Source organism: Pseudarthrobacter sp. B4EP4b, assembly GCF_006680095.1.
Classification (GTDB): Bacteria; Actinomycetota; Actinomycetes; order Actinomycetales; family Micrococcaceae; genus Arthrobacter.
Genome location: NZ_VHIJ01000001.1, coordinates 16,673 through 43,141, shown reverse-complemented (window position 1 = coordinate 43,141; position 26,469 = coordinate 16,673). Strand labels below are relative to the sequence as shown.

Genomic DNA, 26,469 nt, shown 5'->3' with positions numbered 1-26,469 from the left:
CATGACGTCCACACTGAAGAAAACGTCCCGGCGGCTGGCTGCCAAGTCAGCGGCAGCAGCCGTCGCTCTTTGCCTCGCGACTGGAGCAGGCGCGGCCTACGCCTACTGGACAGCCGTGGGAGCGGGCTCAGGAGCCGCCGTCAACGGCACCATGCGGATGGTCGCCGTCGAAGCCCTCGTGGCCGGCGACGGCACGCAAAACAGTCTCGTCCCGGGCGGCACCGCCGATGTTGCCGTCCGGGCGTTCAACCCCAACAGCTTCCCGGTCAAGGTGCAGGCCATCCGGGGCAATGGGGCCGCGACTGCAGACGCCAACCACCCCGGCTGCACCACCACCGGGGTGACCTTCATGGACCCGGCCGACCCGCTGGCGGTCACCATACCCGCGAACACATCCGTGCTCATTACCCTGCCCGGCGCGGCCGGGATGTCGCTTGCATCATCGTCGGGCTGCCAAGGTGCAACCTTCAGCCTTCCCGTCACCTTGGAGGCCCGGAAATGATCCGTCCCAACCAGGCCCCGCAGCCGATTGAGCCCGGGCACCGCAACCAGCCCCGCCGCCGCAAGCTCACCCGCATCGCGGGGGTGCTGGCGGCCGCCGTCGTCATTTCATGGGGTGGTCCGGCAGCCAACGCTTTCTGGCAGACCCTGGGCAGCAACGCCGGAGCGGCCAGGGCGGACGCCATCCCCGCGGTGGCGGCTCCGTCCGCAGTGGTGTCCGGAGGTGCTGCATCCATCAGCTGGAAGCAGGGCACGACGGCGGAAGGCCGTCCGGTTGGCGGCTACACCGTGGCGCGGTACTCGTCCGCGAGCGGCGGCACCAAGGTTTCCGGCACGGGCGGCTGCGCCGGAACTATCACCGTCCTGACGTGCAGCGAAACCTCACTGCCGGCCGGCACCTGGTACTACACCGTCACGCCGGTGCTCGGCGCGTGGGCGGGAGTTGAATCTGCCCGGAGCGTGGGAGTGACCGCCGCGGACACCACGCCGCCCGTTGCTCCAACCATCACGGCGCCGGCGCTGGTCAACAGCGCTCCTGCAGCAATAAACAGCGCCAACGTGGGCAGCGTGCCTGTAACGCTTTCGGCTGAACAAGGCTCATCCGTGAGGATTACCGCTACCGAGACCGCACCGGTCGGCGGCAGCGCGCAGAGCGTCTTCCAAGTGCTGACGGCGACTGGCTCAAATCAGACGGTGACCTTCAACCTCTCGGCGCTCAGGGACGGAACCATCACCTACTCGGCGGTGGCCACTGACGCCGCGGGCAATGCCAGTGCTCCCGGGACGGCCACTTCGGCCAAGGATGCGACGGCGCCGGCTGTCTCGGCCGTAGTGCTTGGCAACGGGGGAAGCCAGTTCATCGCTGACGCTGGAGACAAGGTTGTGGTGACGTTCTCGGAGCCCCTGCTTCCTTCCAGTATTTGCAGCGGCTGGACGGACCCTTCCGGTATCAAATCCGCAAATGGTACGCTCACCATCGCCGGCGGGAACTCCTTGAAGTTCACCAGCACTGACCCAGGATGCCCTTCAATCAGGTTCGGGACTGTGACGCTCAACGGGAACTACTCAGCGGGCGGCGACCTTAGCTTCAGTTCGTCACTGGCATGGAACCCCGGCACGCTCCAACTCACCATCAACCTCGTGAACCTGGCTAGTGGCACGCCGACAACAAAACAAGGAAACCTGCTGCCAACCTACATTCCGGCTTCCGGGCTGACTGACGGCGCCGGAAACCTCCTTCCCGGCGGACCCGTCCCGGGGACCAACTCGAGGTTCTAATCCTTCCACCGCACTGCCAGCCTCCGGATCGCCTCCCGGAGGCTGGCATTGTGTTGCCCGTTATGGGCAGAATAGGGCAGCGCCGGGGCTGCCGGCGGCGGACCCGGAAACCAGCGGTAGCTGCGCCGCGGAGGGACAACGAACATGACCAGACTGCTCATCATCGGTCCGCCCGGCTCCGGCAAGGGAACCCAGGCTGAAAAGCTGGCGCGCCACTTCGGGATCCCCGCCGTCTCCACGGGTGAAATCTTCCGCAGCAATGTCAGCCGGCAAACGGAACTGGGCAACGAAGCCGCCAAATATCTCGACGGCGGGGATTTTGTGCCCGACCACCTGACCAACGCCCTGGTCAAGGACCGCCTCCGGGACACTGATGTCCGGGCGGGCTTCCTGCTGGACGGGTACCCGCGCACCGCCCCCCAGGTGGTGGAGCTGGACAACTTCCTGGCCTCCCAGGGCGGCTTCCTCGACGCCGTCATCGAACTCCGCGCCCCGGACTCGGAACTGGAACAGCGGATGCTGGAGCGTGCCCGGAAGGAAGGCCGCCGGGACGATACGGTGGACGTGTTCCGGCGCAGGCTTGATCTGTATCACCGGGAGACCCACGAAGTGGTGTCCGTCTATGCGGGCCGGGGACTCCTGGTGTCGGTCAACGGCAGCGGCGACCCGGGTGAGATCACTGCACAGGCGATTGACGCCGTCGAACGCTTCATCAACGGAAAGGAAAAACGCGCATGAGAGTGGCAGTAACCGGGGGAAGCGGAAAGCTTGGACGGCACGTGGTCCGGCGGCTGCTGGATGACGGACACCAGGTGCTGAACCTGGACCGGGCTGGTGAGCGGAGCCCCGGGCTGGTGGTGGTGGACCTGCGCAACTACGGGCAGGTCCTGGATGTCCTGCTGGGCGTGGATGACCGGCATAACGGGTTTGATGCTGTGGTGCACCTCGGAGCCATACCGGCGCCGGGCATCATCCCTGACGCGGCCACCTTCGAGAACAACATGCTCTCCACCTATAACGTGTTCCAGGCGGCCCGCCGGGCTGGGATCAAGAAGGTGGTCTACGCTTCCAGCGAGACGGTGCTGGGACTGCCGTTCGACGTCGACCCGCCCTACATCCCCGTGGACGAGGAGTACCCGGCGCGGCCGGAGAGCACCTACTCGCTGGTGAAGCACCTCGAGGAGCAGATGGCGGTGGAGCTGACCCGCTGGGACCCGGAGCTGAGCATCTCCGGGCTGCGTTTCTCCAACGTCATGGACCCCGGCGACTATGCCAAATTCCCGAGCTTCGACGCCGACGCAACGCTGCGGAAGTGGAATCTCTGGGGCTATATCGACGGCCGTGACGGGGCGCAGGTCGTAGTCCGCGCGCTGGAGAACGGCCGGCCCGGCTTCGAGGCATACATCATTGCCAATGCGGATACGGTCATGAGCCGGTCAAGTGCCAGCCTCGCTGCCGAGGTATTCCCCGCCGTCAAAGTCACCAAGGAGTTGGGCGAGCACGAGACCATGCTGTCCATCGACAAGGCCCGGCGACTGCTTGGCTTCGAGCCCGAACACTCCTGGCGGGACCACGTGGCGGATACCGCAGGAGGCGCGCCAGACTAGGGAATTGCGGTCCCGCGCAGGAATCGCCAAGTGTTGGCACAGGATCCCGCAAGGACCCGGATCCTGGCCGTTGTTGGGTCCTAATCTTTTGGTAAGGGCGGATGGATGGTCTGCCCGTGCAGCCCGCAACGCCAAAACAAGGACCCCAAAATTCGTACTCCCGCCTTTGTTCTGCCCGCCGCAGCAGTGTTGGTTTTCGCCGCCCCACTTCTTGCTACTGCCGTGCCTGCCTCGGCAGCCCCACCTGCCGATACCGGAGCTGGCCGCTACATCGTCCAGTACGCAGCCGGCGCCGACCTGGCAGCAGAGGTGGCCGGACTGCGGGGACAGGGCCTCGCCGTCGGCCGTACCCTCTCGCATGCCGTCCGCGCTGCAGTAGTGACGGCCAATCCTGCCCAGGCGGCCGCGTTGGCACGTTCGGGCCGCGTTGTTTCGGTGGAGCCGGATGCCCGCGTCAGCGTCTCCGCCACAGAGCAGCCGGCCCCGTGGGGCCTGGACCGCCTCGACCAGAAGTCCTTGCCCCTGTCCGGGTCTTACTCCTGGATCTCCTCCGGCGCCGGGGTGAGCGCCTACGTCGTGGACACCGGCGTTCTGGCCTCGCACGCCGATTTTGGTGGCAGGGTGGCCGCAGGCTGGTCAGCTGTCGCCGACGGACTGGGCTCGGGTGACTGCAACGGCCACGGCACGCATGTGGCCGGCTCGGTAGCGGGTTCCACTTATGGCGTGGCAAAGAGCGCCACCGTGGTGCCTGTGCGCGTGCTCGACTGCAACGGTTCCGGCTACAACTCCGACGTGGTGGCCGGGCTCGACTGGGTTGCCGCCAACCACGCTGCCGGAACACCGGCCGTGGTCAACCTGAGCCTGGGCGGAGGCGTGAGCACCACCGTGGACGCCGCCATCCAGGCAGTGATCAACGACGGCGTCACTGCAGTGGTTGCCGCCGGCAACTCTGCCGTGGACGCCTGCAACAGTTCCCCCGCCCGCGTTCCGGCCGCCGTCACAGTAGCGGCCAGCGATTCTGCAGACCGGCAGGCGTCCTTCTCCAACTTCGGCCCATGTGTGGACCTCTACGCGCCCGGCGTCGGCATCACCTCCACCTACTACACCTCTGCCACTGCCACAGCGTCCATGTCCGGAACCTCAATGGCCTCGCCACACGTGGCTGGGGCGGCGGCACTGTTGTTGTCCCAGAACCCGGCCCTCACTCCGGCCCAGGTGGCTGCTGCGCTCACGTCCAACGCCACCGCCGGGGTGGTTACCGGCACCACCAGCGGCACGCCCAACCGCCTGCTGTTCACGGGCGCCGATGCTGCTGCGCCGGCTCCTGCCCCTGCCCCGGCGCCCGCGCCTGCCCCTGCACCTGCTCCCACGCCGGCTCCTGCTCCGGCGCCCGCGCCTGCTCCGACCGTCACGGCGATGACGCCGGGGGTTGATGCCACCGCAGTAGCGGCCGGTTCCAACGTCACGGCCACCTTCAGCGCCGCGGTCCAGGGCGTGACCAGCGGGACTTTTGTCCTCAAGAACTCCGCCGGCAGCACCATCCCCGCCACCGTCACCTACAACGGCGCCACGCGCACAGCCACCCTTGACCCGGCTGCCAACCTGGCTGCGGACACACGCTACACCGCAACACTGGTGGGCGGAACCTCGGCCATCCGCGGCACTACAGGCACGCCGCTCGCCTCCGCCAGCTGGGGCTTCCTGACCGGGCCGGCACCCGTGGTCACCAGCACCACGCCCGGCAGCAACGCACTACTGGTGCGGCGGACCAACAACATCAGCGTCACCTTCAACGAGGCTGTCCAGGCCGTCAACGGAACCACCTTCACAGTGAAGAACGCCGCCACCGGAGCCGTGGCGCCGGCCTCCGTGTACCGGAACGGGACCACCAACCAGTGGATCCTGGACCCCCAGCAGCCGCTGGCCGCCAAGACCAAATACACCGTGACCGTGACCGGCGGCAGCGCTGCGGTGAGGGACCTGGCCGGCAACCCCTTCGCCGGCCGGAGCTGGCAGTTCACCACCGGTTCCTTCTAGGTTTCGGCCTGGACCGTCTCCAGCAGGAACTCAGCGCGCCCGTGCACGGCCCCGTTGATCTGCAGCTCCAGCGCATGCAATCCCGGATGGTGCACCCTGGTTGTCATCTGCCGGAAGGCGTGGCGCTTGGACAGGCTCCGGCGCTCACCCGGTGCGAGGGCCAGGGTTGAGATCTTGAAAACCTTGGCGGACTGGCTGCCATTGGCCTTTTGGTAGTGCACCAGGTAATCCACGGCGAGCTTCACCTCTTCGGTGCCGGAATTGGAAATCTCAAAAGCGAACGTCAGCTCACCCGGTACGGTGAGGGTTTCCTGGTCCAGGCGCGGGCCGTTCACGGCCACGGACGCAGGGGTGAAGCCCAGCAGTGCCAGGGCCCCGGGATGCCCTTTCTTGATCAGCGTGCGGAGCCCATGGCGGACCACCCACGCCGTGTTTTTGTCCGCAGCTCCGAGCCAGCGCCCGGCAGTGGCAACAACAGCGTCCGGGGCGTGCCGGGCAAGGTCGTTGAGGTGGTTTGCCACCGAGCGCCGCACGTACTCAGAGGAGTCCCGGTACAGGGCATCCAGGATGGGCAGGGTGGCTTCCGGGCGCTGGACGAGTGCGGGTACACGCACGGCCCAGGGCAGGTATGGCCGGGTGCCCTCGCTTGCCAGTCGGCGCACATGCTCGTCCGGGTTTGCTGTCCACTCCTGGATTGCTGCGAGGGCGCGGTCCGGGTTCCGGGCAAGGAGCCGCCGGATGGCGAATTCACCGGTGAGCCGCGGCGTGAGTTCGGCCAGCAGCGCCAGGCAGTCGTCAAAGTCCTCCAACGCAGCCGAATCCAGGGCGAGGCTGACTGCCGCTTCGGACACCGGCCACAGGACCCAGCCGGTAAATTCGGGAAACTGAAGGGCGGCGCGGAAGCTGCGGGCCGCCGTCGTATATCCCTCGCCGCGGCCGGCCTCGCTGATGTCAGCCTCCAGTGCCCGGGCCACCAGGTCGGTGCGGGCACGTAAATTGAGGTCACCCAGCTCAGCGCCCGTGGCTGCGGTCCGCTCCCATGGAACTCCTGGTGAGGTCTCCTTAAGGACGCCGACGAGGGTGGCTATGGCCGGCGGGTCAATCAGTTCGTTCATCACGCCCATGCAGTCAGGCTACCGCCGGGACACGGCTACGACGGCCGGCCCGAACGTCAGTGGGAAACCGCGCTGCCATTGCCCGCCGCACCACAGCCGCGCAACAGGGATAATCTTCACCCTAGGCAAACTTCACTACCGAGGGACGGATGTGCCGGTGGGACAGCAGGAATCAGCAGGCTCAGGAACCACCCGGAAGAGTACCGGCAAATGGCGGGCCTTCCATGACAAGTTCGTGGTGGAGGAGCGCTATATAGATCCGGCGGACCGGCGCAGCCTGTACCGGGCAGCCGTCATCCTGGCGGCGGTTGGGCTGACACTCTTCCTGGCCACCCTGGTCAGCGTGGTCCAGGCAGATGGACTTTCGGCAGCCGACGTGCCCGTCCGGGACTGGCTGCTGGGGCTGAGGTCCCAGGCCCTGACGGTGGTGATGATTGTCCTCGCCGTGATCTTCGGTCCCATTGCCCTCCCCATCATCGTGCTGGTGGTGGTGGTCGTGTGGGGCTTCGCCGCGAAGCACGCCTGGCGCCCCGTGGTGCTGGCATCCGCGATGCTCAGCGGGGTCATCATTTCGCAGATCATCCTCCAGATTGTGCGCCGGTCGCGTCCGCCGGTGGAGCAGATGCTCTTCGGGATAGACCACACTTTCTCGTTTCCCTCCGGACACGTCCTGGGGGCGTGCGACTTCCTGCTGGTGGGCACGTTCTTGATCTATTCGCGGCGGAAGAACAGGAAGGCCGCGGTTTGGGGGTTCATCGGAGCGGGAGTCGGAATTGTGCTGGCCTCGGTCAGCCGGCTGTACCTGGGATACCACTGGCTCAGTGATGCACTGGCCTCAGTCTCGCTGTCACTGCTGATCCTCGGGGGAGTCATCGCCCTGGATACCTGGCGGACGGCAAGGATTCCCGGCGAGCGGATCACTGGCGAACTGTCCAAGGCTGAAACCCAGCGGGACTAAACCGTCACGCCGGCGGCCGCGACCGGGCGTGCTTTAAGGCACGGTGGAGCTTGAGGTTGGCTTCCTCCAGTTCCAGCACCTTGGCGACTCCGGCGAGGTTCAGGCCCTGGTCAAGGAGCTCGCCGATCCTGAGCAGCACGGCTATGTCCGCATCGCTGTACTGCCGTGTGCCGCCCGAGGTGCGGGACGGCGTCAGCAGGCCCCGGGTCTCGTAAAGGCGGATGTTCTGCTGGCCGGTGCCCGCCAGTTTCGCCGCCACCGAAATGGCATAGAGTGCGCGCCCCTTCGCGGGCGCGGCCGCCCGGCCTGATTCCTGCTCTGCCATCGGCCCTCTCCAGAATTTTTGGCGGTGATCTTGCTTCAGTTTCCCACGGGTGCTATAAAAAATCTATATCCACCACCATAGATCATGAAGCGGTGGATATGGCAGGAACCAACATCTAACAAGCTGAAGGAGTGGGAAATGATGTTGATGCGCACGGACCCGTTCCGTGAGCTGGACCGGCTCACGCAGCAGGTCTTTGGAACCGCCGCCCGCCCGGCTGCCATGCCCATGGATGCCTGGCAGGAGGATGGCGAGTTTGTTGTGGCCTTTGATCTTCCGGGCGTCAAGCTCGATTCGCTGGACCTGAACGTTGAGCGCAACGTCCTCACGGTGCGCGCCGAACGCAAGGATCCTACCCAGCCCAACGTGGAGCTGGTTGCTTCCGAGCGCCCCCGCGGCGTTTTCAGCCGCCAGCTGATCCTGGGCGACACCTTGAACACGGACAACATCAAGGCCAGCTACGACCAAGGTGTCCTGACGCTGCGGATCCCCGTGGCGGAACAGGCCAAGCCCCGCAAGATCGAAATCCAGACCCAGCAGGGCGAGATGCACCAGATCAGAAGCTAGGACGGACCCTCGGCGCAGGGCAGCCGTGGCGGTTGCCCTGCGCCGCCCCCGCATCCGGACGCATCTGGAACCGGAAGGCCCCATATGAGCGACATCCCGGACTACTACGCAACGCTGCGCGTCCCGCGTGACGCCACCCAGCAGCAGATTTCGCGCGCCTACCGGGCCCTCATGCGCAGCCACCATCCGGACCTCGATGCGGGCAGGGCCACCATGGGCAGCCAACAGAACGTCCCGGTGACGGCTCCGCCGCAGTCGGAGGGCGAACTGCTGCGGATTATGCAGGCCTTCGCCGTCCTGCGCGATCCGGCCCGGCGGGCGGACTACGACCGCGGGGTGAAGGCGGCACCTGCAGCCCGGGCAACACCGGCGTCGGGAACCGCGCGGGACATTCCGGTCCGCAAAGTCCAGCCCCGGAGCCGTCCTTCGGGGAACACCATCAGGATCAGCCCGGTGCGCTGGGAGAGCGGCCCCTGGGCCTAGCTGCAGAGACCACGCGGCGCATCGGCTACCTTCAGCCGCCGACGGACCCACCGGGGCGGCTCTACCTTAGGGAGGCAAACTGTATGAGCGATTGGCGCCGTTACGACTCACACCTCATGCCGGCGTTCCACGAGCGCTTCGAACAGCGCTGGGGCGAAGGCACCGCCCCGTTCCTGGACCCCGAAGCACATGAGGAGCCCTTGCCCCGTGCACAGTGGATCAACCCGGCAACCGGCGCTGCCCTGGCCGTGGTGCCGGTCTGGACAAACGACGAAAAGCAGCAGCGTTCCTTCGGCGTCTTTTATCTGCCGCCGGCCGGGGACATCTGGGTCCTGCGGCCGGGCTACACGGGGTACCTTGAACCGGCCGACGGCGAAACAGAGCACCTCGTGACGCTCCGCAACGATGCCTTCCGCAAGGCCGTGGCGCATGCGAAGGATTTCCTGTTCGGCGATCAGTAGTCAGGCGCTCCCCGCCGCACCACTGCCCAGCAGGCTCCGGGTGAGGGTCTCGGCGTCGTCCATCAGCTCCTCCGCGGCCGCTGCCAGGTGCGCATCCGACACCGGTGCAACTTCCAGGGCTGCAGCCACCACGGCACGGCGCACCAGTTCGCGGGCGAAGGACGCGGTAGTTCCGGCAGTACGGGCGGCGGCGGCTGCCACCGCCTCATCACTGAAATTCGCCTGCCGGCCATAGAGCCGAAGGAGCGCAATCCGCTCATTAAGCGCGGGCAGCGGGATCTCCACAGCCAGGTCCACCCGGCCGGGGCGCTGTGCCAGCGCACGCTCGAGCGTGTCCGGCCGGTTCGTGGTGAGCACAAACGCGACGTCGGCATCGTTGTCCAGGCCGTCCATGGCATCAAGGACCTCAAAGAGCAGCGGCTGCGGTCCGTGGCCGAAACTCCGGTCTTCTGCTATGAGGTCGCAATCCTCCAACACCACGATCGAGGGCTGCAAAGCCCTGGCCATCCGGGCCGCTTCCGAAATCCTGGCCAGCGAACCCCCGCTGAGGAGAATGGCCGTAGCGTCCGTGCTCTGTCCCAGCAGGTAGCGGACGGTGTGTGTTTTGCCGGTTCCCGGCGGCCCGTACAGCAGGACACCCCGCTTGAGATGCTGGCCATGGCGCTTCAGCGACTCGCGGTGCGCGGCAATGCCCACAGCGTGGTCCGACACCTTCTGCAGCAACCCCGGCGGGAGGATCACCTCATGCCCCTCAAGCCGTGGCCGGGAATGGAAGGTCACTCCGCCGCTGCTCGGCCCGAACTCACCCATGGTCAGGGAAACCACCTGGCCCTTCAACACGCTCTGGCTGTCCATCCGCCGCCGGTACTCGGCCAGGAACGCCGTCCCGGTGCCAATGTTTTCGGCCACCACCTCAAGCGAAGCCGACTGCCGTCCCGAGCGCGGATCCGCCGCACGCTGCAGCACACCCAGCCGGCCGCCGTCGTACGTCAACAGCCTCAGCCCGAAGCCCACCGCCTGCCGCTGCGCCTCCGGGCCCACCGCGAGGTTCACGTAGTCCGGCTGGGCGAGGGGAAACTGCGGGAACACCTGCGACTGCTGGACCATGTCGCTCAGCGACTGGTGGTGCCGCTGACCGCCCCCACCGATCCCCACCAGGCGGCTTCCCGGGTCGAGGGCAGCGAGGTCCGCCATCACGATGTCCGCATCAACGAACCGATGAGGCGGAATTTCTTCCTCCACCACGGCAAGGTTTTCGGCCGCCACGCCCAGGTGCCCGGTCAAGGCTTCCAGCAGCTGCGTTCCGGGCTGGCGGCGGTGGCTGCCCGCCTGGGCCAACTGCACCAGAAGCGCAAAATCGTCGATGAACTTCCCCAGTTTTTCATCCATTCCCAGACCCTAGCAGGACGCCCACCAGGAGCCCGGGAATCGTGCGAGGATATGGTCCTGACCTCGCGCGGGTCCAACGATTGGCGCGGGTACCGTCCTGTCCGTAGTAAAGGGTTTGATTCGATGCACATATCCGCCAAGGACCTCGCCGCACTCATCCCCGCGGGGTTCACGCTTGGAGTGGCCACCGCAGCCTTCCAGATCGAAGGTGCGCTGGACGAGGATGGCCGCGGACCCGCCGGCTGGGATGTATTTGCGGCAAAGCCAGGCTCCATCGTGGAGGACCACAGCCCGAAGGTGGCCTGCGACCACTACCACCGCATGCCGCAGGACGTGGCGCTCATGAAGCAGCTGGGCGTGGACTCGTACAGGTTCTCGTTCGCGTGGCCGCGCATCCAGCCCACCGGCCGCGGACCCGCGAACAAGGCTGGCCTGGCCTTTTACGACCGGCTCCTGGATGAACTCCTGGCCAACGGCATCTCGCCCATGGCCACCATCTACCACTGGGACACCCCGCTGGCGCTGGACGAGGACGGCGGGTGGATGAACCGGGACACCGCCTACCGGCTGGGGGAGTACGCCGGCATCCTGGCTGAGGCTTTCGGTGACCGGGTGGCCCGCTGGGTCACCATCAACGAACCCGCCACGGTGAGCACCAACGGCTACACCCTTGGCCTCCATTCGCCGGGCAAGGAGCTCCTCCTGGGCGCCTTTCCCACGGTCCACCACCAGCTGCTGGGGCACGGCCTGGCCGTGCAGGCCCTGCGCGCCGCGAAGGTGCCGGGCGAAATCGGCATGACCAACGTCTACTCGCCCATGGTCCCGAATTCGATCAACCCGCTGGACTACGTCAGCGCGGGCCTGATGGACCTGGCGCAGAACCGGCTCTACGCTGACCCAGTACTGACGGGGAAGTATCCCGACCTGATCCGGGCCGCCAAGTTCTTTAGCTCGTTCGAGCATCCGGAGGAGGACATGGAGCTCATCTCGCAGCCGCTGGATTTCTACGGGCTCAACTACTACATGCCCACCAAGGTTGCTGTGGGACCCGGGGGCGGGGCGGTGCCGGCGAGCATGGCGGAGGCCATGGGCAGCGACCTCAGCGCAACGGGCAGCGGCGGCACCCCCTTCCACGTGGAAACCTGGCCGGAAGCGGACATCACGTCCTACGGCTGGCCGGTAAAACCGGAATACATGCGGGTCGCCCTGAAGGAGATGGCCGACCGGTACCCCAACCTGCCGCCTGTCATCCTCACCGAGGGCGGGGCCAGCTTCGAGGACATCATCGTCCGGGACAAGTCCACCAACACCCGGTTCATCCCCGACGAGCGCCGCCTCAAGTACCTCTCGGACCACCTCGAGGCTGCGCTGCGGGCCACGGCTCCCGGCGGTGAGGCCGAGTCCATCGACCTGCGCGGCTACTACGTCTGGTCCCTGCTGGACAACTTCGAATGGTCCGCCGGCTACAACCAGCCGTTCGGGCTGCTCCATGTGGACTACGAGACCCTGGAGCGGACGCCCAAGGCCTCCTACTTCTGGTACCAGGAGCTCATTGAGGAGCGGGACGTGGCTGCTGCTGCGGACATGGCCATCGCAGCGGCCGCGGCACCCGAGGGGTTGGAGGCGGAGGTCCTGGATGCGGAATCGCCCGACGACGGCGTGACCCCGTTGGGTGCCAGCGCTTAGGCCGCCGGGGCGCGGGGCAGCCGCGGCCGGGGTGCAGGGTAGCCGCTGCCGTGTTCGGGCTGCGGCCAAGGACACGGGGCTAGAGGACGCCCAGCATGCCCAGCTGCTTGGCGATGCCCGCACCGTCAGGGGAGTAGATCCAGGGCACCTTGGACGTGGTGTGGTCGCCGTCCTCCGAGTGGCCGCCGGCGAAGACTGACTCGCTCACAGACAGCTGGCGGATGGCGATAGCGGCAACCTTGTCCGGGTTCTCCGCCGCGAAGCCGGAGTAGATGGCTTCATCGTGCTGGCCGTTGTCACCGATCAGGAGCCACTGCATGTCCGGGAACTCCTTGCTAAGCCGCTCCAGGTTACGGTGCTTGTGGTCCTGGCCGCTGCGGAACCAGCGGTCCTGGGTCAGGCCCCAGTCCGTCAGCAGCAGCGCTCCGGACGGGTACATGTTGCGGTTCAGGAACCGGGCCAGGGTGGGTGCGGCGTTCCAGGGGCCCGTGGACAGGTAGATGACCGGGGCATCGGGGTGTTCGATGGTGAGCCTGTCCAGCAGCACCGCCATGCCCGGCGTGGCCATGCGTGCGCGCTCGCTGAGCACAAAGGTGTTCCATAACGCCAGGAACGGCCGGGGAAGGGCGGTGACCATCACGGTGTCATCAATGTCCGAGACGATGCCGAATTTCACGTCGGGCGCGATTACCCGGACCTTTGCCTCAACAGGGTCCGTTCCTTCCGCCCGCAGGACAGCGGTGTGCCAGCCCGGAGACAGCTGGACGTCCACCTCCGTGTCGATCAGGCCGCCGCGGTCCGCCCGGATATGGGTGACGACGTCGCCGATGGTGATTTCGACGTCGGTGAACTGCAGCGGTACACCGGTGAAGGCGCGCCAGCCCCGCACATTCTGGTTGCCGTTCTGGGCTTCCTGCTCGGCCTTGCTGCCGGGCAGCGGCTTCTGGGTCATCAGCACCCGCCCCAGTACCCTGACTTGGGTGGTTGAGCCGTAGCCCTGGTAGGCGATGATCTGCGGAACGAACTTCCAGCGCTTGGCCAGCTGGATCCGGACGTCATTGAAGGCGTCCGATAGCCGGTGCGCCAGCCGGAACACCTGGTTCCCGGAGAGCGCGTCCAAAGCCGCGGCAGGTGTTGTGCTGTGTGCAGAATTCTTCGGAGCCGAGTCCATGGCTCCACTCTGCCACAGGGCGGTGCGGGCCACAGAGAAGCCAGGCCTCCGCTGACGCTTCGTGACGTTACCCTTCGCCGAGGATCCCGCGCAGGGTGTCCGCGTTCCGCACCGCGTTCCCGCCGCCGTCGTTATTGAAATAGGCGTAGACGTCCAGGCCGTTGCCTGCCCATTCCCGGATGCGGTCCGCCCACCACTGCAGGTCCGCATCCGAGTAGGAGCCTGCGTAAAGGTGCTGGTGGTCCGGTCCATGGAGCCGCACATAGGCGAAAGGGGCAGTGGTTCGAAGGATGCAGGGAAGGTTGGCACCGCTCATGATGCAGTAGGCGGCCTGGTGCCGCTCCAGCAGGGCGAACACCTCGGAGCATTCCCAGCTCGGGTGCCGGAACTCCACCGTGACGCGGATCCAGTCCGGCACCGCGGCGAGGAAGTAGTCCAGCCGTGCATCGTCCCGTTCCATGCCCGGCGGCAACTGGACCAAAAGGACTGCCCGCTTATCCCCCAACTCGTGCCAGCACCGGGTGATGCGCTCCAGCCACACCTCCGGTTCGTACAGCTTCCTCGCATGGGTCAGGCCACGGGGAGCCTTGACTGACATGCTGAACCCGGCGGGCAGCCGCTGGTTCCAGCCGGCAAAGGTGGTGTCGCGGGGCCAGCGGTAGAAGCTGGCGTTGAGTTCAACGGTGTGGAACCGGGCCACATAATGCTGCAACCGGTCCTTCGCGGGCAGCTTGGGCGGGTAGAGGACGTTTTCCCAGTGGTCGTAGCTCCATCCGGAGGTTCCGATGTGGATTGCCATGTTTGCCTCCGGTCACCGCTGCTGCCGTCTTTCGAGGCTACACGGTCCACTCCGGCGCTGGCTGTGGCAGGGTATGGTCATGGCGCGAATTGAAGATTATGCGGTTGTCGGTGACCTCCATACCGGGGCACTGGTGAACACTGAAGGCTCCATCGACTGGCTCTGCCTTCCCCGGTTCGATTCCCCTGCCTGCTTCAACGCGCTGCTGGACACACCCGAGGCGGGGCGGTGGCTTTTGGCGCCGGAAAGTGGCGGGCCCTGCACGCGCCGCGGCTACCGGGACGGCAGCCTGATCCTGGAGACAGAGTGGGACACCGCTGACGGGACGGTGCGGGTCATCGACTTTATGCCGCCGCGTGACTCGGTGGCTGACATCGTCCGGATCGTCGAAGGCGTCACCGGAAGCGTGAAGATGCATGGGGAGTTGACCCTCCGCTTCGATTACGGCCACATCATCCCCTGGGTGCGCAAGGACGACTATGGCCTGCACGCCATTGCCGGGCCGGACGCCGTTTATTTTGTAACGCCTGCTCCGTTGCGCGGGGAAAACATGCACAGCGTCAGCGACTTCACGGTCAATGCCGGCGAACGGGTTCCGTTTGTCCTCACCTGGGCCCCGAGCCACGTGGGACGGCCGCACACTGTGGATGCCGAAGAAGTACTGGGCACCACCTACGCCTTCTGGCGGGGCTGGGCCTCCCAATGCACGGTGGAGGGCAAGTACAAGGAAGCCGTGATCCGCTCGCTGGTGACGCTGAAGGCCCTGACCTATGCTCCCACCGGCGGGATCGTGGCAGCGGTGACCACCTCGCTGCCCGAACAACCCGGCGGCCCCCGCAACTGGGACTACCGCTACTGCTGGCTCCGCGACGCCACCATGACGCTCCAGGCGCTGCTGGCAGCCGGCTATACCGCCGAGGCGGCCGCCTGGCGGGACTGGCTGCTCCGGGCAGTCGCCGGCGACCCGTCAGATCTCCAGATCATGTACGGAATCCACGGTGAACGCCGGCTGCCGGAGATGGAGCTGCCCTGGCTGAAGGGTTACGAAAACTCCTCCCCGGTCCGGATCGGCAACGGCGCCGCCGAGCAGCTGCAGCTGGACGTGTGGGGCGAAGTGCTGGACTGCCTGGCGCTCACCCGCAACTCGCTGTTGACCCATACCGATGAGGCCTGGGACGTGCAGGTAGCGCTGATGGAGCACCTGGAGACCATCTGGGACCAGCCGGATAACGGGCTCTGGGAAATGCGCGGCCCCCGCCGGCACTTCACGCACTCCAAGGTGATGGCCTGGGTGGCGGCGGACCGGATGGTCAAGGGAGTCCGCGACTCAGGGCTTCCCGGGCCGGCGGAACGCTGGGAAAAACTGCGGGACACCATCCGCCGGGACATTATGGCCAACGGCTTCGACGCCAAACGCAACACCTTTGTGCAGTCCTACGGGCGGCCGGAACTGGACGCCAGCCTGCTCCTGATTCCCCGGGTGGGTTTCCTGCCGCCCGATGATCCGCGCGTGATCGGAACCATCGAGGCCATCCAGCGGGAACTGACCGAGGACGGGTTCGTGCTGCGTTACCGGCCCGCCGAGAGCGACGACGGCCTGCCGGGCGATGAGGGCGTCTTCCTGGCATGTTCGTTCTGGCTGGTGGAAGCGCTGTTGGGTGCGGGCCGCCAAGAGGAATCCCGGAAATTGTTCGAACGGCTGCTGGAATTGCGCAACGACGTGGGGCTGTTGAGCGAGGAATGGGGAGTCAGGCTCGGCCGGCAGCTCGGGAATACGCCACAGGCGTTCAGCCACTTCGCGCTTGTGACTAGCGCTTTGGAGCTGCATCAGGATACCGTTCGGCGAAGTGACACTCCCATACCCCCGGAAACGGCGGAAACGCGCTGAGGCGGCGCGTTCGGGACGTCCGGCTTCTCCTTCGCTAATTAGATAAGTATACTTACTAACACTTCATGGAGTGCTCCCAAAGAGCACAGCACCATGACTGATGGAGGAGTGATTGCAATGGCCGGGTATTTTGAGCTCGTGGACGCGCCCGACGGCGGCTATAGGGTCCGGATGATGGATGGCACCGGGAATCTGATGGCCATCTCGGTCACCTTTCCTACCAAACGGGCAGCGGTTGCCGGGGTGGCGATGGCGCGTGAAATCGCCGGCACGGGACTGATCAGGGATAAGAGCCACGACGGCGCCGGCACGGTCATCAGGGAGCGCGTGCGTCCGGTGATCAGCCCCAAGGAGGAGGCTGCCCTGGCCAGGAAAACCGCGGGGGCCAAGCGGGCTGCGGTCAGCTGATGGTGGCGCTGGAACCCGAATCCCCTGACGGCGGACGCCGCCGGGGGATTCTCTTTGACGTTGACGGCACGCTGATCGATTCCTCCTACATCCACACCATTTCCTGGTGGGGTGCCTTTCGCCAGCACGGCTACGACATCCCGATGGCGTCGATCCACCATTTTGTGGGCATGGGCGGTGACCGGTTGGTGGACAGCCTGCTGCCGGATGACCGGGACAAGTCCCTTGACTCTGAGGTCATGGCCAGCCATGCCGCACTTTACGCCTCCCACTGGCCGGCATTGCGCAGGTTCGACGGCGCCAGGGAACTGCTGGCCCAATGCCATGCGGCCGGACTCGCCGTCGCGCTCGCATCCTCTGCGCGCAACCAGGACCTCCAGGTCATGAAGTCGATCCTGGACGCGGACGCGTACATCGATGGCGCCACCAGCGCCAACGACGCCGAGGAAAGCAAGCCAGCCCCGGACATCCTCGTCGCCGCGCTGGAAGCAATCGGCGTGGATGCGGCCGACGCCGTGTTTGTCGGGGATGCGGTCTGGGACATGGAGGCCGCCGCCGCGCTGGGGATTCCTGCCATCGGAGTCACCTGCGGCGGGGTCAGTGCAGCTGAGCTCCGGGACGCGGGCGCGGTGGAAGTCTTTGAAGGGCCGCGCGACCTGCTGGAGAACCTGAAAACAAGCGCTGCAGGCCGCCTGTTAACCTGATGTGGCGCTAAAGCGTCTGCCCGCCGGCGACCGAGTCCTCGTCACCCGCATTCGCCGGTTTGACCCAGGAAACCGCTACCCGCACTGAGCCGTCGTCGCTCCGATCTATATCGGTGACCACGTCGGTGATGCCGGCGCCCATCTCCACGATCCGCTGCTGGTAGCTGGCTACCAGCGCTTCCAGGGTTTCCTCCGTCCATTCGCCAGGGCGCATGCGCGTGGAAATTTCGACCGGTTCCGGCTGGTAGAGCGACATCATGTTCCTCTTTCACTGTGCATCTGGCGTGGGCTGGTCCTTCCTACGCTAGGAGCCACAGGCTGGGACGACAAGACTTTCATCAGCCTGCTTACTTTTTTGCCCGCGAGCCGATAGCGTCGAGGAAAGGGCGTCCCGCCCGGATCCGAGAGAAGGGGAGACTGTGAAAGCACTGACGTGGCAAGGAAAACGTTCGGTAAGTGTGGAAGAAGTGCCTGATCCGGTCATCCAGGACCCTACCGATGCCATCATCCGGATCACCTCGACGGCGATCTGCGGCTCCGACCTCCACCTGTACGAGGTCCTCGGCCCCTACATGCACAAGGGTGATGTCATCGGTCACGAACCCATGGGCATCGTCGAGGAGGTGGGCAGCGGCGTCACCAACCTTCGCAAAGGCGACCGTGTGGTGGTCCCCTTCAACATTTCCTGCGGCCGCTGCTACATGTGTGCCCAGGGCCTGCAGTCCCAGTGCGAGACCACCCAGGTCAAGGACAAGGGGTCAGGGGCGGCCCTCTTTGGCTATTCGGAGCTGTACGGTTCCGTCCCCGGCGGGCAGGCCGAGTACCTCCGCGTGCCGCACGCAGACTACGGCCCCATCAAGGTGGGCACGGAATTGCCGGACGAACGGTACCTGTTCCTCTCGGACATCCTTCCCACCGCCTGGCAGGCCGTGGAGTACGCAGACACTCCGGCCGGCGGCACGTTGGCCGTGTTCGGGCTGGGTCCGGTGGGCCAGTTCTCGGGACGCATTGGGGTCCAGCGCGGGCTGCGGGTCATCGGCATCGACCCCGTCCCTGAGCGGCGTGAGATGGCGGCGCGGCACGGCGTCGAAACGCTCGACTACACCAAGGATGTGGCGGACCAGCTGCGGGAGATGACCGCGGGGCGTGGCCCGGACGCGGTGGTTGACGCCGTCGGCATGGAAGCGCACGGCTCCCCGGTGGCAGGGTTCGCACACCAGGCGCTGGGCCTGCTGCCGGACAAACTGGCGCAAAAGGCGATGGAGACAGCCGGCGTGGACAGGCTCGCCGCGCTGCACACGTCCATCCAGGCTGTGCGCAGGGGCGGAACAGTGTCGCTGAGCGGGGTCTACGGCGGGCAGGCCAGTCCCATGCCGATGCTGACCATGTTCGACAAGCAGATCCAGCTCCGGATGGGGCAGTGCAACGTGCGCCGCTGGACCGATGACATCCTTCCCTTGGTGGAGGACGACGCCGATCCGCTGGGTGTGATGGACCTGGTCACCCACCGCTCCGGCCTGGAGGGGGCGCCGGCGCTGTACGAGAAGTTCCAGAAGAAGGAGGACGGCTGCATCAAGGTGGTCCTGAACCCCTAGTTTTCGCTGCACAGGCTGTTCAGGGCTTCCTGCGCCACGTCCTGCATCTCGTAGATCAGCGGATTCAGGTCGAGGGTTGGAGGCGCGGGCGGGTAGGCGACTGACATCGCCAGTTGCGCGCTTCCGTCCTCGCTGGTCATGGCGATCATGCCGTAGCCGTCGGTATCCCCGGGAAGGCCATAGTAGAAACGGTTGTTGCAGGTGTTGTTCCACCGCCGCAGGGCAAAGCCGTAATACGTCGAGGAGCCGCCCTTCATGGCCGTCACCCTGTCCGGCGGGAGCAGGGTGCCCTGCAGCAGCGAGGCGTAGAACCGGTTGACGTCCTCCACCGTGGAGACGGCGCCGCCGGAGGGCAGCTCGGCCTGCCAGGCGGGATGTGCCACGTCCACCTGCTTGCCCTCCACGGTGATGTAACCGTGGATCATGGTGGGCGAGGGCACGCCGCCAAGGCTGGTTGCCGTCAGGCCCAGCGGGTGCGCAACATCTGCGGCCAGGACGCGGCTCAAGCTTTGCCCCCGCAGGCGTTGGATCAGCAGCCCGAGGGCGGCGTAATTGGACCGCGAGTAGTTGAATATTCGTGCCAGCCTCGGTTCCCAGGGAATGGTGGAGGCCAGGGCCAGCTGCTGTTCAAGGCTGAGCGGCCGGTTCATCGTTTCCGCCCACCCGCCGGAGGCCAGGAGGGGGACTGAGAAGTCGGGCAGTCCGGACTCATGGGTCAAGAGCTGCCGGACCGTGACCCGGCCGGGCGGATGGAGGACGCGGCCGAACTCCGGGAGGTAGTCGCTGACCTGGTTGTCCAGGTCGAGTTTGCCCTCCTCAGCCAGCTTGAGGACCGATACAGCAACCATGGATTCGGTAATGCCGCCGATGCGGACTGGATCGGAGACTGCTGCAGGCTCACGTGTTGCCAGGTCCCGTACGCCCGAGGCGTGCGTCCAGCTGGTGTCCTTGGACCGGACGGCGATCAAAACCGCGGGCGCGCCTTCCTCCAGCATCCGGGCGCTGAAGGATTCCAAAAGGGCGAAGGCTGCCGGCTTGTCCGGTTTTGGCGGAGGCGGTTCCCCGGTGCAGCCGGCTGACGGTGCCGCCAGCAGTACCGTGCACAGGACAGCGGCGACCCGCTTCCACGCGCGGCCCGGGGTTGTGCCCATGCTGCCCATTTTCCCCCAACTAAGTAGCGCCAAGTGCCGTTTTGAGGCTCCAAAACGACACTTGGCGCTACTTAGTTGGGGGTAGGGGGTTCAGGTGAGGCGGACCTGGCGGTTCATGTCCTTGTACAGCAGGTAGCGGAACTCGCCCGGGCCGCCGGCGTAGCAGGCCTGCGGGCAGAAGGCGCGCAGCCACATGAAGTCGCCGGCCTCCACTTCCACCCAGTCGTTGTTCAGCAGGTACATGGCCTTGCCCTCCAGGACATACAGGCCGTGCTCCATCACGTGGGTTTCCGGGAACGGGATGACGCCGCCGGGCTGGAACGTCACGATGTTCACCTGCATGTCGTGGGCCAGGTCGCTGGAGTCCGTGAAGCGGGTGGTTTTCCAGGCGCCGTCGGTGTCCGGCATCGCCGTGGGTTCCACGTCCTTTTCGTTGGTGACGAAGGACTTGGCTTCGAAACCCTCGAGGCGTTCGTAAGCCTTGCGGATCCAGTGGAAGGACACGACGTCGTCCGAGACGTTTTCCAGGCCCCACTCCGAACCTGCGGCCAGGTAGGCGTAGCCGCCTTCCTCCAGCTGGTGGAGTTCGCCGTCGAGGGTGAGGTTGACCTTTCCGCGGGTCACAAAGATGACGCCTTCAACCCCGGCCTCGAACTCAGCTTTGGGGGCGCCGCCGCCCGGTCCGATCTCAACGATGAGCTGCGAGAAAGTGGTGGCGAAGCCTGAGATGGGGCGGGCGATGATCCAGGATCGGGTGTTCGAAAAGCCCGGCAGGTTGGACGTGACGATGTCCGTCATCACGCCCTTCGGGATCACCGTGTACGCCTCGGTGACGATGGCCCGCTCGGTGGTCAGGTGGGTCTGCGGCGGCAGCCCGCCAGTGGGGGAGTAGTACTTGCCCATAAGGGATCCTTACCTAGGAGTTGGAAGTGGTAGCGAGCCGTGGGTGGGCCAGTCCGGTCAGTTGCGGAATTCCGACGCCGGCAAGCGCCTGGACTTCCTCCGCACCGACGGCGCCGCACTGGACGCCGCGCAGTACAAACGCGGCCAGGGCCCGGGCCGTGGCGGGTTCGTCCATGACGCCGCCTTCGGTCTGCTCCACGTAGTTCCGCAGGCGGGCGGCGGCTGCCGGAAGCCCCTGACGGTAAAAGGCGTAGGTGGCGGCGAAACGGCTGGGCAGCTGGGCCGGGTGCAGGTCCCAGCCCTGGTAGTAGCCGCGTTCCAGGGACCGCCGGACCAGGCGGCCGTGCAGCTGCCAGGCGTTCTCCACGTTGTCGCCCACGGGGATGATGTTGGTGGAGCCGTCGGAGAGCCGGATGCCCGTTCCGGCCACGGCCAGCTGCATGACTTCCTTGGCGAAGTCCGCCACCGGGTGCTCCATGGACTGGTATTCAGCCGAGATCTGCAGCGACGCGGAGTAGTCGTACGTGCCGTAGTGCAGGCCGCTGATCCGGCCCGGGACGGCGTGCGGCAGCTGGGCCACCGGCGATGTTCCCTCCGGCCCCAGGATCAGCTGCGGGGTTTCCACCTGCACCTCGAAGCGGAGCCGTCCGGCCGGGAGCGAGTGCACTTCCTCCAGCCGGGAGACGGCGTAGTCCATGGCCTTGACCTGGGCCACCGTGGTCACCTTGGGCAGCGTCAGGACCAGGCCCTCCGGCAGTTCGCCCGTCGCGGCCAGGCCCGAAACGAACAGGTCCAGCGTCCGCAGCCCGCGTGAGCGGGTGGCCGCCTCGAAGCACTTGAAGCGGATGCCGATGAACGGGGGAGCGGTCCCGGCTGCGGCTGCGGCGGCCACAGCGGATGCCGCGGCAACCGCGGCGGCGTCCTCGGCGTCGTCGCCCCTGTCCCCGAACCCATCCTCAAAATCGAGCCGCAGGTCCTCGATCGGTTCGCTGGCCAGCTTCGCTTCCACCCGCGGGGCAACAGCCTCCGCCAGCGCGGCGTCCTGGCCCAGCAGGGCACCGAGCTTTTCCAGCCCGCCGTGGGCGTTGGCCGCAGCCAGGGCCTCGGCGCCCCAGTCGGCAGCGAACGACGGCGTGAACCGGTCCGCGGGGACGTACACCGTATGGACGGGCTGGCGCGACCCGTCGTCGCCCGGGTAGTTCTGCTCCAGCAGGCGGTCTGTGGCGGCCAGCTGCCCGTCGATGGCAGCCAGGTCCCCGGCGGACAGTGAGGGTTTGGGTGATGCTGCCATGCCTCAGCCCACCAGTTCGTAGGCCGGGGTGGTAAGGAAGTCGGTGTAGTCCTCGGACAGGCAGATGTCCGCGATCAGTTCGCTGGCCGGCTGGTAGTAGCGGCGGAAGGCTTCGTCGCCGAACTCGGTCCGGAGCCGCTCGGTTTCCTCGCCCAGGATCCGTTCCACCAGTTCGCGGGTGGCCGTGTTGCCGGTGTCCGCGAGGACCGACTTGTTGCGGATCTGCTGCCACACCTGGGAGCGGGAGATTTCCGCGGTGGCGGCGTCCTCCATCAGGTTGTGGATGGCCACGGCACCGTTCCCGGACAACCACACGGCCGTGTAGGCGATGGCCACGTACAGGTTCAGGCGCAGCCCGGCTTCGGTGACCTGGCCCTCGGCGGAGGTGACGTCCAGCAGCTGTTCCGCGGTCACGTTGACCTCGGGGCGCTGCTTGTCCAGCTGGTTCGGCTTGTCGCCGAGCACTGCATCAAACACTTCGCGGCAGGTGGGCACGAGGTCCGGGTGTGCCACCCAGGAGCCGTCGAAGCCGTCATTTGCCTCACGGGTCTTGTCGGCACGGACCTTGGCGAAGGCGGCCTCGGTGACCTCGGGGTGCCGGCGGTTGGGGATCACGGCCGCCATGCCGCCCATGGCGAAGGCGCCGCGCTTGTGGCAGGTCTTGACCAGCAGTTCGGTGTAGGCGCGCATGAAGGGGGCGGTCATGGCCACCGAGGCGCGGTCCGGGAGGACGAACTCCTCGCCGGCGTCCCGGAAGTACTTGATGATGCTGAACAGGTAGTCCCAGCGGCCGGCGTTCAGGCCGGAGGCGTGGTCCCGCAGTTCGTACAGGATCTCGTCCATCTCTAATGCGGCCGGGATGGTCTCGATCAGCACGGTGGCGCGGATGGTGCCCTGGCCCAGTCCCAGGTAGTCCTGGGCGAAGACAAAGACGTCGTTCCACAGCCGCGCCTCGAGGTGGCTCTCCATCTTGGGCAGGTAGTAGTACGGTCCCTGCCCGTTGAGCACCAGTTGCTTGGCGACGTGGAAGAAGTGCAGGCCGAAGTCCACCAGCGCACCAACGGCAGGCTCGCCGTTAAGCAGCAGGTGCTTTTCCTGCATGTGCCAGCCGCGGGGGCGGGCCACCACCACGGCGAGCGGCGCGTCCGTGCGGAGCCGGTATTCCTTGCCCTCCTCCGAGGTGTAGCTGAGGGTGCCCTGGGCGGCGTCGCGGAGGTTCAGGATGGCGTCGATGACGTTGCCCCAGGTGGGGGTGCTGGCATCCTCGAGGTCCGCGAGCCACACCTTGGCGCCTGAGTTCAGTGCGTTAATGGCCATCTTTGCCGGTGAGGCGGGTCCGGTCATCTCCACCCGGCGGTCCTGCAAAGCCGCCGGTGCCGGCGCAACTTTCCAGTCGCCGTCGCGCACGTCCTGCGTCTCCGGCAGGAAGTCCAGCTTGCCGGTCTCGGCCACGTGCTGCCGCTTCACGGCGCGGGCTGCCAGGAGCTCGTTGCGGGTGCCGGCGAAGCGGGTGTGGAGCTCCTCGATGAAGGCCAGGGCCTTCGGGGTGAGGATCTCCTCCGCGCGCTCGATGGGCCGGGGGTCTGTGACAGTGATGGCCATTTCTGGTCCTTTCCTTGTACTGAAGTCAGGCGGTGAATCAGGCGCTGGCCAGGGCTTCTTCGAGTTCCTTGGCTGCAGCCGCGGTTGCCACGTTGGCAGCGTGGGCGGCGGCGGCAACGGCAGAGGCAACATCGGCGGCCACGTGGGGATCGAAGACGCTGGGGATAATGTAGCTGGCATTGAGCTCATCGTCAGCTACCCGGTTGGCGATCGCTTCCGCGGCGGCCACCAGCATCTCCGGGGTGATGTCCGAGGCTCCGGCGTCGAGCAGGCCGCGGAAGAAGCCCGGGAAAGCCAGCACGTTGTTGATCTGGTTGGGGAAGTCGCTGCGGCCGGTGGCCACCACGGCCGCGTGCCGGGAGGCGATGACCGGATCGATTTCCGGCGTCGGGTTGGCCATGGCGAACACAATGGCGTTCTCTGCCATCGAGGCCACCTGCTCCTCGCCGATCACGTGCGGGGCGCTGACGCCGATGAACACATCCGCGCCGGCGAGGGCCTCGTGCAGGGTGCCGGCGAAGCCTTCCTCATTGGTGTTCGCCGCGATCCAGCTGCGGTGCTCGTCACCGTAGGTCTCGCCGGAGTGGATGGCACCGGAGCGGCCGGCGGCGATGATGTGCTGCGCCCCCTGGGCCTTCAGGAGCTGGATGATGGCAGAGCCGGCTGCTCCGACGCCGGACACCACAATCTTCACCTCGTCCAGCTTCTTGCCCACCACGCGCAGTGCGTTGACCAGGGCTGCCAGGGTGACGATGGCCGTACCGTGCTGGTCGTCGTGGAACACCGGGATATCCAGTTCCTCGCGGAGCCGGTTCTCGATCTCGAAGCAGCGCGGGGCGGCGATGTCCTCGAGGTTGATGCCGCCGTACACGGGGGCCATGGCCTTGGCGATCATGATGATCTCCTCGGTGTCCTGGGTATCCAGGCAGACGGGCCAGGCGTCAACGTTGGCGAACTGCTTGAACAGCGCCGCCTTGCCTTCCATCACCGGAAGGGCGGCGGCGGGGCCGATGTTGCCCAGGCCCAGGACGGCCGAACCGTCGGTGAGGACGGCGATGGTGTTGCGCTTGACGGTGAGGTTGCGGGCTGCCGCGGGATCCTCGGCGATGGCCAGGCAGACGCGGGCGACGCCGGGAGTGTAGGCGCGGGAAAGATCGTCGCGGTTGCGCAGGGCTACCTTGGGGACGACTTCCAGCTTGCCGCCCAGGTGCATGAGGAAGGTGCGGTCCGAGACGTACTGGACCGTGACGCCGTCGAGCGCGTTGAGGGCGTCCTTGACGCGGGCGGCGTGTTCGTCGTCGGTGGTGTTGCAGGTGACGTCCACAACGAGGGTCTCGTGGTGGGATTCGCTGACGTCCAGTGCGGTGATGGCTGCGCCCGCCGCTCCCACGGCTGCGGCAAGCTCGCTGGTGGCGCTGAAGCTCGACGGTGCTTCCACGCGCAGGGTGATCGAATTTCCGGGGCTGGGGTTCGCCATTGAATGTCCTCCTGTTGGGCCTTCTGATCGGCCGTGTCCGGTGTATGTTCGCGAAATCAATGTTTTCGTATTATGGATATTATTATCTACAAGATGGAAATACAAGCCCTCCTTGTATGACTGGTGCGAGTGCATCGCGCCGTGAACCGGGGTGCTGTATGTTGGGTGTTCTAAGCAATTCTTTTCACGATGCGGATAAGAGTTGTCAGATTCCGAGCCGTAGGAGACAACGGAATGGCAGAAAAAGCCTCGGGCGGTGTGCAGTCGGTAGAGCGCGTCTTCGAACTGCTGGAGCTCATCACGGATGCCGGCGGCGACGTGACGCTCAGTGAACTGTCCTCGTCCACCGACCTTCCGCTGCCCACCATCCACCGCCTGCTGCGGACGCTGGTGTCCCTGGGCTATATCCGCCAGCTGCCCAACCGGCGCTATGCACTGGGCCCGCGGCTCATCCGCTTGGGTGAAGGAGCAAACAAGCAGCTGGGTGCCGTGGCGCGTCCGCAGCTCAAGACGCTGGTGGACCGGCTGGGGGAGACCTCGAACATGGCCGTGCTGGACTCGGACATGGTGATCTACGTTGCACAGGTGCCCTCGCTGCACTCGATGCGCATGTTCACGGAGGTGGGCCGGCGCGCCCATACCCACGCCACCGGCGTCGGGAAGGCGATCCTCGCGCAGCTGGATGACGAGACGGTCCGCGGCATCGTGACCCGCGCCGGGATGCCGACGCCAACTGCCAAGAGCATTGGCGACGTCGAGGAACTCCTGGCCGACCTGAAGCTCACCCGTGAGCGGGGCTACTCCATTGACGAGGAGGAGCAGGAACTCGGCGTGCGCTGCTTCGCCATGGCGGTGCCCAATGCCCCCACCCCCACGGCCATCTCGGTCTCCGGTCCCGTCTCCCGCGTGGACGAGCACTTCGCTGACAAAGCCGTGCCCGTCCTCCGCGAGGCCGCCGAGGCCATCTCGCTGGAACTCAACCGCACCTGACGCACCTCCTGTGCTGACAACGACGGCGGCCCGCTCCTTCCGGAAGCGGGCCGCCGTCGTACTTGCGGGGAGGGTCAGTGCTC

At 66.3% G+C, this 26,469-nt stretch carries 26 protein-coding genes; 15 read left to right on the top strand and 11 right to left on the bottom strand.

Annotation, left to right across the window (positions count from 1 at the left end):
* Position 1 precedes the first annotated feature (1 nt).
* The 5 genes from FNL14_RS00200 (at position 2) to FNL14_RS00180 (ending at position 5,423) form a co-directional block, all read left to right on the top strand.
* A complete protein-coding gene (locus FNL14_RS00200; protein WP_142056623.1) occupies positions 2–502 on the top strand; it encodes a hypothetical protein in 501 nt (166 codons plus the stop codon).
* Positions 499–1,779, top strand: coding sequence for a hypothetical protein (locus FNL14_RS00195; protein WP_142056621.1), 1,281 nt, complete (start codon positions 499–501; stop codon positions 1,777–1,779). Before FNL14_RS00200 ends, FNL14_RS00195 begins: the two co-directional genes overlap by 4 nt.
* A gap of 144 nt (positions 1,780–1,923) precedes the next feature.
* Positions 1,924–2,517 (top strand): adenylate kinase, encoded by a 594-nt coding sequence (locus FNL14_RS00190; RefSeq protein ID WP_142056619.1) that lies wholly within the window; start codon positions 1,924–1,926, stop codon positions 2,515–2,517.
* Positions 2,514–3,386, top strand: coding sequence for an NAD(P)-dependent oxidoreductase (locus FNL14_RS00185; RefSeq protein WP_142056617.1), 873 nt, complete (start codon positions 2,514–2,516; stop codon positions 3,384–3,386). The genes FNL14_RS00190 and FNL14_RS00185 overlap by 4 nt, the downstream gene beginning before the upstream one ends.
* Positions 3,387–3,608: 222 nt before the next feature.
* A complete protein-coding gene (locus tag FNL14_RS00180; protein ID WP_255470644.1) occupies positions 3,609–5,423 on the top strand; it encodes a S8 family serine peptidase in 1,815 nt (604 codons plus the stop codon).
* Here FNL14_RS00180 and FNL14_RS00175 read toward each other — a convergent pair.
* Positions 5,420–6,547 carry a DNA alkylation repair protein gene (locus FNL14_RS00175; protein ID WP_142056613.1) on the bottom strand — a complete coding sequence of 376 codons (1,128 nt, stop codon included), beginning with the start codon at positions 6,545–6,547 and terminating at the stop codon, positions 5,420–5,422. The genes FNL14_RS00180 and FNL14_RS00175 overlap by 4 nt on opposite strands.
* Before the next feature lie 148 nt (positions 6,548–6,695).
* Here FNL14_RS00175 and FNL14_RS00170 point away from each other — a divergent pair, with 148 nt between their 5' ends.
* Entirely contained in the window at positions 6,696–7,496 is an 801-nt protein-coding gene (locus FNL14_RS00170; RefSeq protein WP_255470643.1) for a phosphatase PAP2 family protein, read from the top strand.
* Positions 7,497–7,500: 4 nt separating this feature from the next.
* Here the strand turns inward: FNL14_RS00170 and FNL14_RS00165 are convergent, their stop codons facing one another.
* Positions 7,501–7,821: a MerR family transcriptional regulator gene (locus FNL14_RS00165; protein ID WP_142056607.1), complete on the bottom strand. Its 321-nt coding sequence runs from the start codon at positions 7,819–7,821 to the stop codon at positions 7,501–7,503.
* A gap of 141 nt (positions 7,822–7,962) precedes the next feature.
* On the opposite strand from FNL14_RS00165, the gene FNL14_RS00160 reads away from it, so the two are divergent.
* The 3 genes from FNL14_RS00160 (at position 7,963) to FNL14_RS00150 (ending at position 9,332) form a co-directional block, all read left to right on the top strand.
* Positions 7,963–8,388 (top strand): Hsp20/alpha crystallin family protein, encoded by a 426-nt coding sequence (locus FNL14_RS00160; protein WP_142056852.1) that lies wholly within the window; start codon positions 7,963–7,965, stop codon positions 8,386–8,388.
* An 84-nt stretch (positions 8,389–8,472) separates the two neighbouring features.
* Positions 8,473–8,871 carry a J domain-containing protein gene (locus FNL14_RS00155; protein ID WP_142056605.1) on the top strand — a complete coding sequence of 133 codons (399 nt, stop codon included), beginning with the start codon at positions 8,473–8,475 and terminating at the stop codon, positions 8,869–8,871.
* Positions 8,872–8,954: 83 nt separating this feature from the next.
* Positions 8,955–9,332: a hypothetical protein gene (locus tag FNL14_RS00150; protein ID WP_142056602.1), complete on the top strand. Its 378-nt coding sequence runs from the start codon at positions 8,955–8,957 to the stop codon at positions 9,330–9,332.
* On the opposite strand, the gene FNL14_RS00145 is transcribed toward FNL14_RS00150, so the two are convergent.
* Entirely contained in the window at positions 9,333–10,721 is a 1,389-nt protein-coding gene (locus FNL14_RS00145; protein ID WP_142056600.1) for an ATP-binding protein, read from the bottom strand. It lies immediately after the preceding gene.
* Between the two features lie 123 nt (positions 10,722–10,844).
* Between FNL14_RS00145 and FNL14_RS00140 the strand changes: the two genes are divergently transcribed.
* Positions 10,845–12,407 carry a GH1 family beta-glucosidase gene (locus FNL14_RS00140; RefSeq protein WP_142056598.1) on the top strand — a complete coding sequence of 521 codons (1,563 nt, stop codon included), beginning with the start codon at positions 10,845–10,847 and terminating at the stop codon, positions 12,405–12,407.
* Positions 12,408–12,486: 79 nt separating this feature from the next.
* Here FNL14_RS00140 and FNL14_RS00135 read toward each other — a convergent pair whose 3' ends face one another.
* Entirely contained in the window at positions 12,487–13,578 is a 1,092-nt protein-coding gene (locus FNL14_RS00135) for an App1 family protein (protein WP_142056596.1), read from the bottom strand.
* Between the two features lie 67 nt (positions 13,579–13,645).
* Positions 13,646–14,377 carry a DUF72 domain-containing protein gene (locus tag FNL14_RS00130; RefSeq protein ID WP_142056594.1) on the bottom strand — a complete coding sequence of 244 codons (732 nt, stop codon included), beginning with the start codon at positions 14,375–14,377 and terminating at the stop codon, positions 13,646–13,648.
* A gap of 79 nt (positions 14,378–14,456) precedes the next feature.
* Here FNL14_RS00130 and FNL14_RS00125 point away from each other — a divergent pair, with 79 nt between their 5' ends.
* The 3 genes from FNL14_RS00125 (at position 14,457) to FNL14_RS00115 (ending at position 17,377) form a co-directional block, all read left to right on the top strand.
* Positions 14,457–16,265, top strand: coding sequence for a glycoside hydrolase family 15 protein (locus FNL14_RS00125; protein ID WP_142056592.1), 1,809 nt, complete (start codon positions 14,457–14,459; stop codon positions 16,263–16,265).
* A 117-nt stretch (positions 16,266–16,382) separates the two neighbouring features.
* Positions 16,383–16,673, top strand: coding sequence for a hypothetical protein (locus FNL14_RS00120; protein ID WP_142056850.1), 291 nt, complete (start codon positions 16,383–16,385; stop codon positions 16,671–16,673).
* A complete protein-coding gene (locus FNL14_RS00115) occupies positions 16,673–17,377 on the top strand; it encodes an HAD family hydrolase (protein WP_142056590.1) in 705 nt (234 codons plus the stop codon). Before FNL14_RS00120 ends, FNL14_RS00115 begins: the two co-directional genes overlap by 1 nt.
* A 7-nt stretch (positions 17,378–17,384) precedes the next feature.
* Here the strand turns inward: FNL14_RS00115 and FNL14_RS00110 are convergent, their stop codons facing one another.
* Complete coding sequence (locus FNL14_RS00110) at positions 17,385–17,636, bottom strand: hypothetical protein (RefSeq protein WP_255470640.1); 252 nt, start codon at positions 17,634–17,636, stop codon at positions 17,385–17,387.
* A 160-nt stretch (positions 17,637–17,796) separates the two neighbouring features.
* On the opposite strand from FNL14_RS00110, the gene FNL14_RS00105 reads away from it, so the two are divergent.
* Complete coding sequence (locus FNL14_RS00105) at positions 17,797–18,972, top strand: zinc-dependent alcohol dehydrogenase (protein ID WP_142056588.1); 1,176 nt, start codon at positions 17,797–17,799, stop codon at positions 18,970–18,972.
* On the opposite strand, the gene FNL14_RS00100 is transcribed toward FNL14_RS00105, so the two are convergent.
* From FNL14_RS00100 to FNL14_RS00080, 5 genes are all read right to left on the bottom strand, one after another.
* Positions 18,969–20,123 (bottom strand): serine hydrolase, encoded by a 1,155-nt coding sequence (locus FNL14_RS00100; protein WP_142056586.1) that lies wholly within the window; start codon positions 20,121–20,123, stop codon positions 18,969–18,971. The two genes, FNL14_RS00105 and FNL14_RS00100, sit on opposite strands and share 4 nt — an antisense overlap.
* A 90-nt stretch (positions 20,124–20,213) precedes the next feature.
* Positions 20,214–21,026, bottom strand: a complete 813-nt coding sequence (locus FNL14_RS00095) for a bifunctional allantoicase/(S)-ureidoglycine aminohydrolase (RefSeq protein ID WP_142056584.1) — start codon at positions 21,024–21,026, stop codon at positions 20,214–20,216.
* A 13-nt stretch (positions 21,027–21,039) separates the two neighbouring features.
* Positions 21,040–22,317 carry an aldolase gene (locus FNL14_RS00090; protein ID WP_142056582.1) on the bottom strand — a complete coding sequence of 426 codons (1,278 nt, stop codon included), beginning with the start codon at positions 22,315–22,317 and terminating at the stop codon, positions 21,040–21,042.
* Positions 22,318–22,320: 3 nt separating this feature from the next.
* Complete coding sequence (gene aceB / locus FNL14_RS00085; protein ID WP_142056580.1) at positions 22,321–23,919, bottom strand: malate synthase A; 1,599 nt, start codon at positions 23,917–23,919, stop codon at positions 22,321–22,323.
* 37 nt (positions 23,920–23,956) lie between these two features.
* Positions 23,957–25,396: an NAD-dependent malic enzyme gene (locus FNL14_RS00080; protein WP_142056578.1), complete on the bottom strand. Its 1,440-nt coding sequence runs from the start codon at positions 25,394–25,396 to the stop codon at positions 23,957–23,959.
* A 234-nt stretch (positions 25,397–25,630) separates the two neighbouring features.
* Here FNL14_RS00080 and FNL14_RS00075 point away from each other — a divergent pair, with 234 nt between their 5' ends.
* Positions 25,631–26,386 (top strand): IclR family transcriptional regulator, encoded by a 756-nt coding sequence (locus tag FNL14_RS00075; RefSeq protein ID WP_142056576.1) that lies wholly within the window; start codon positions 25,631–25,633, stop codon positions 26,384–26,386.
* Positions 26,387–26,469: the final 83 nt, after the last annotated feature.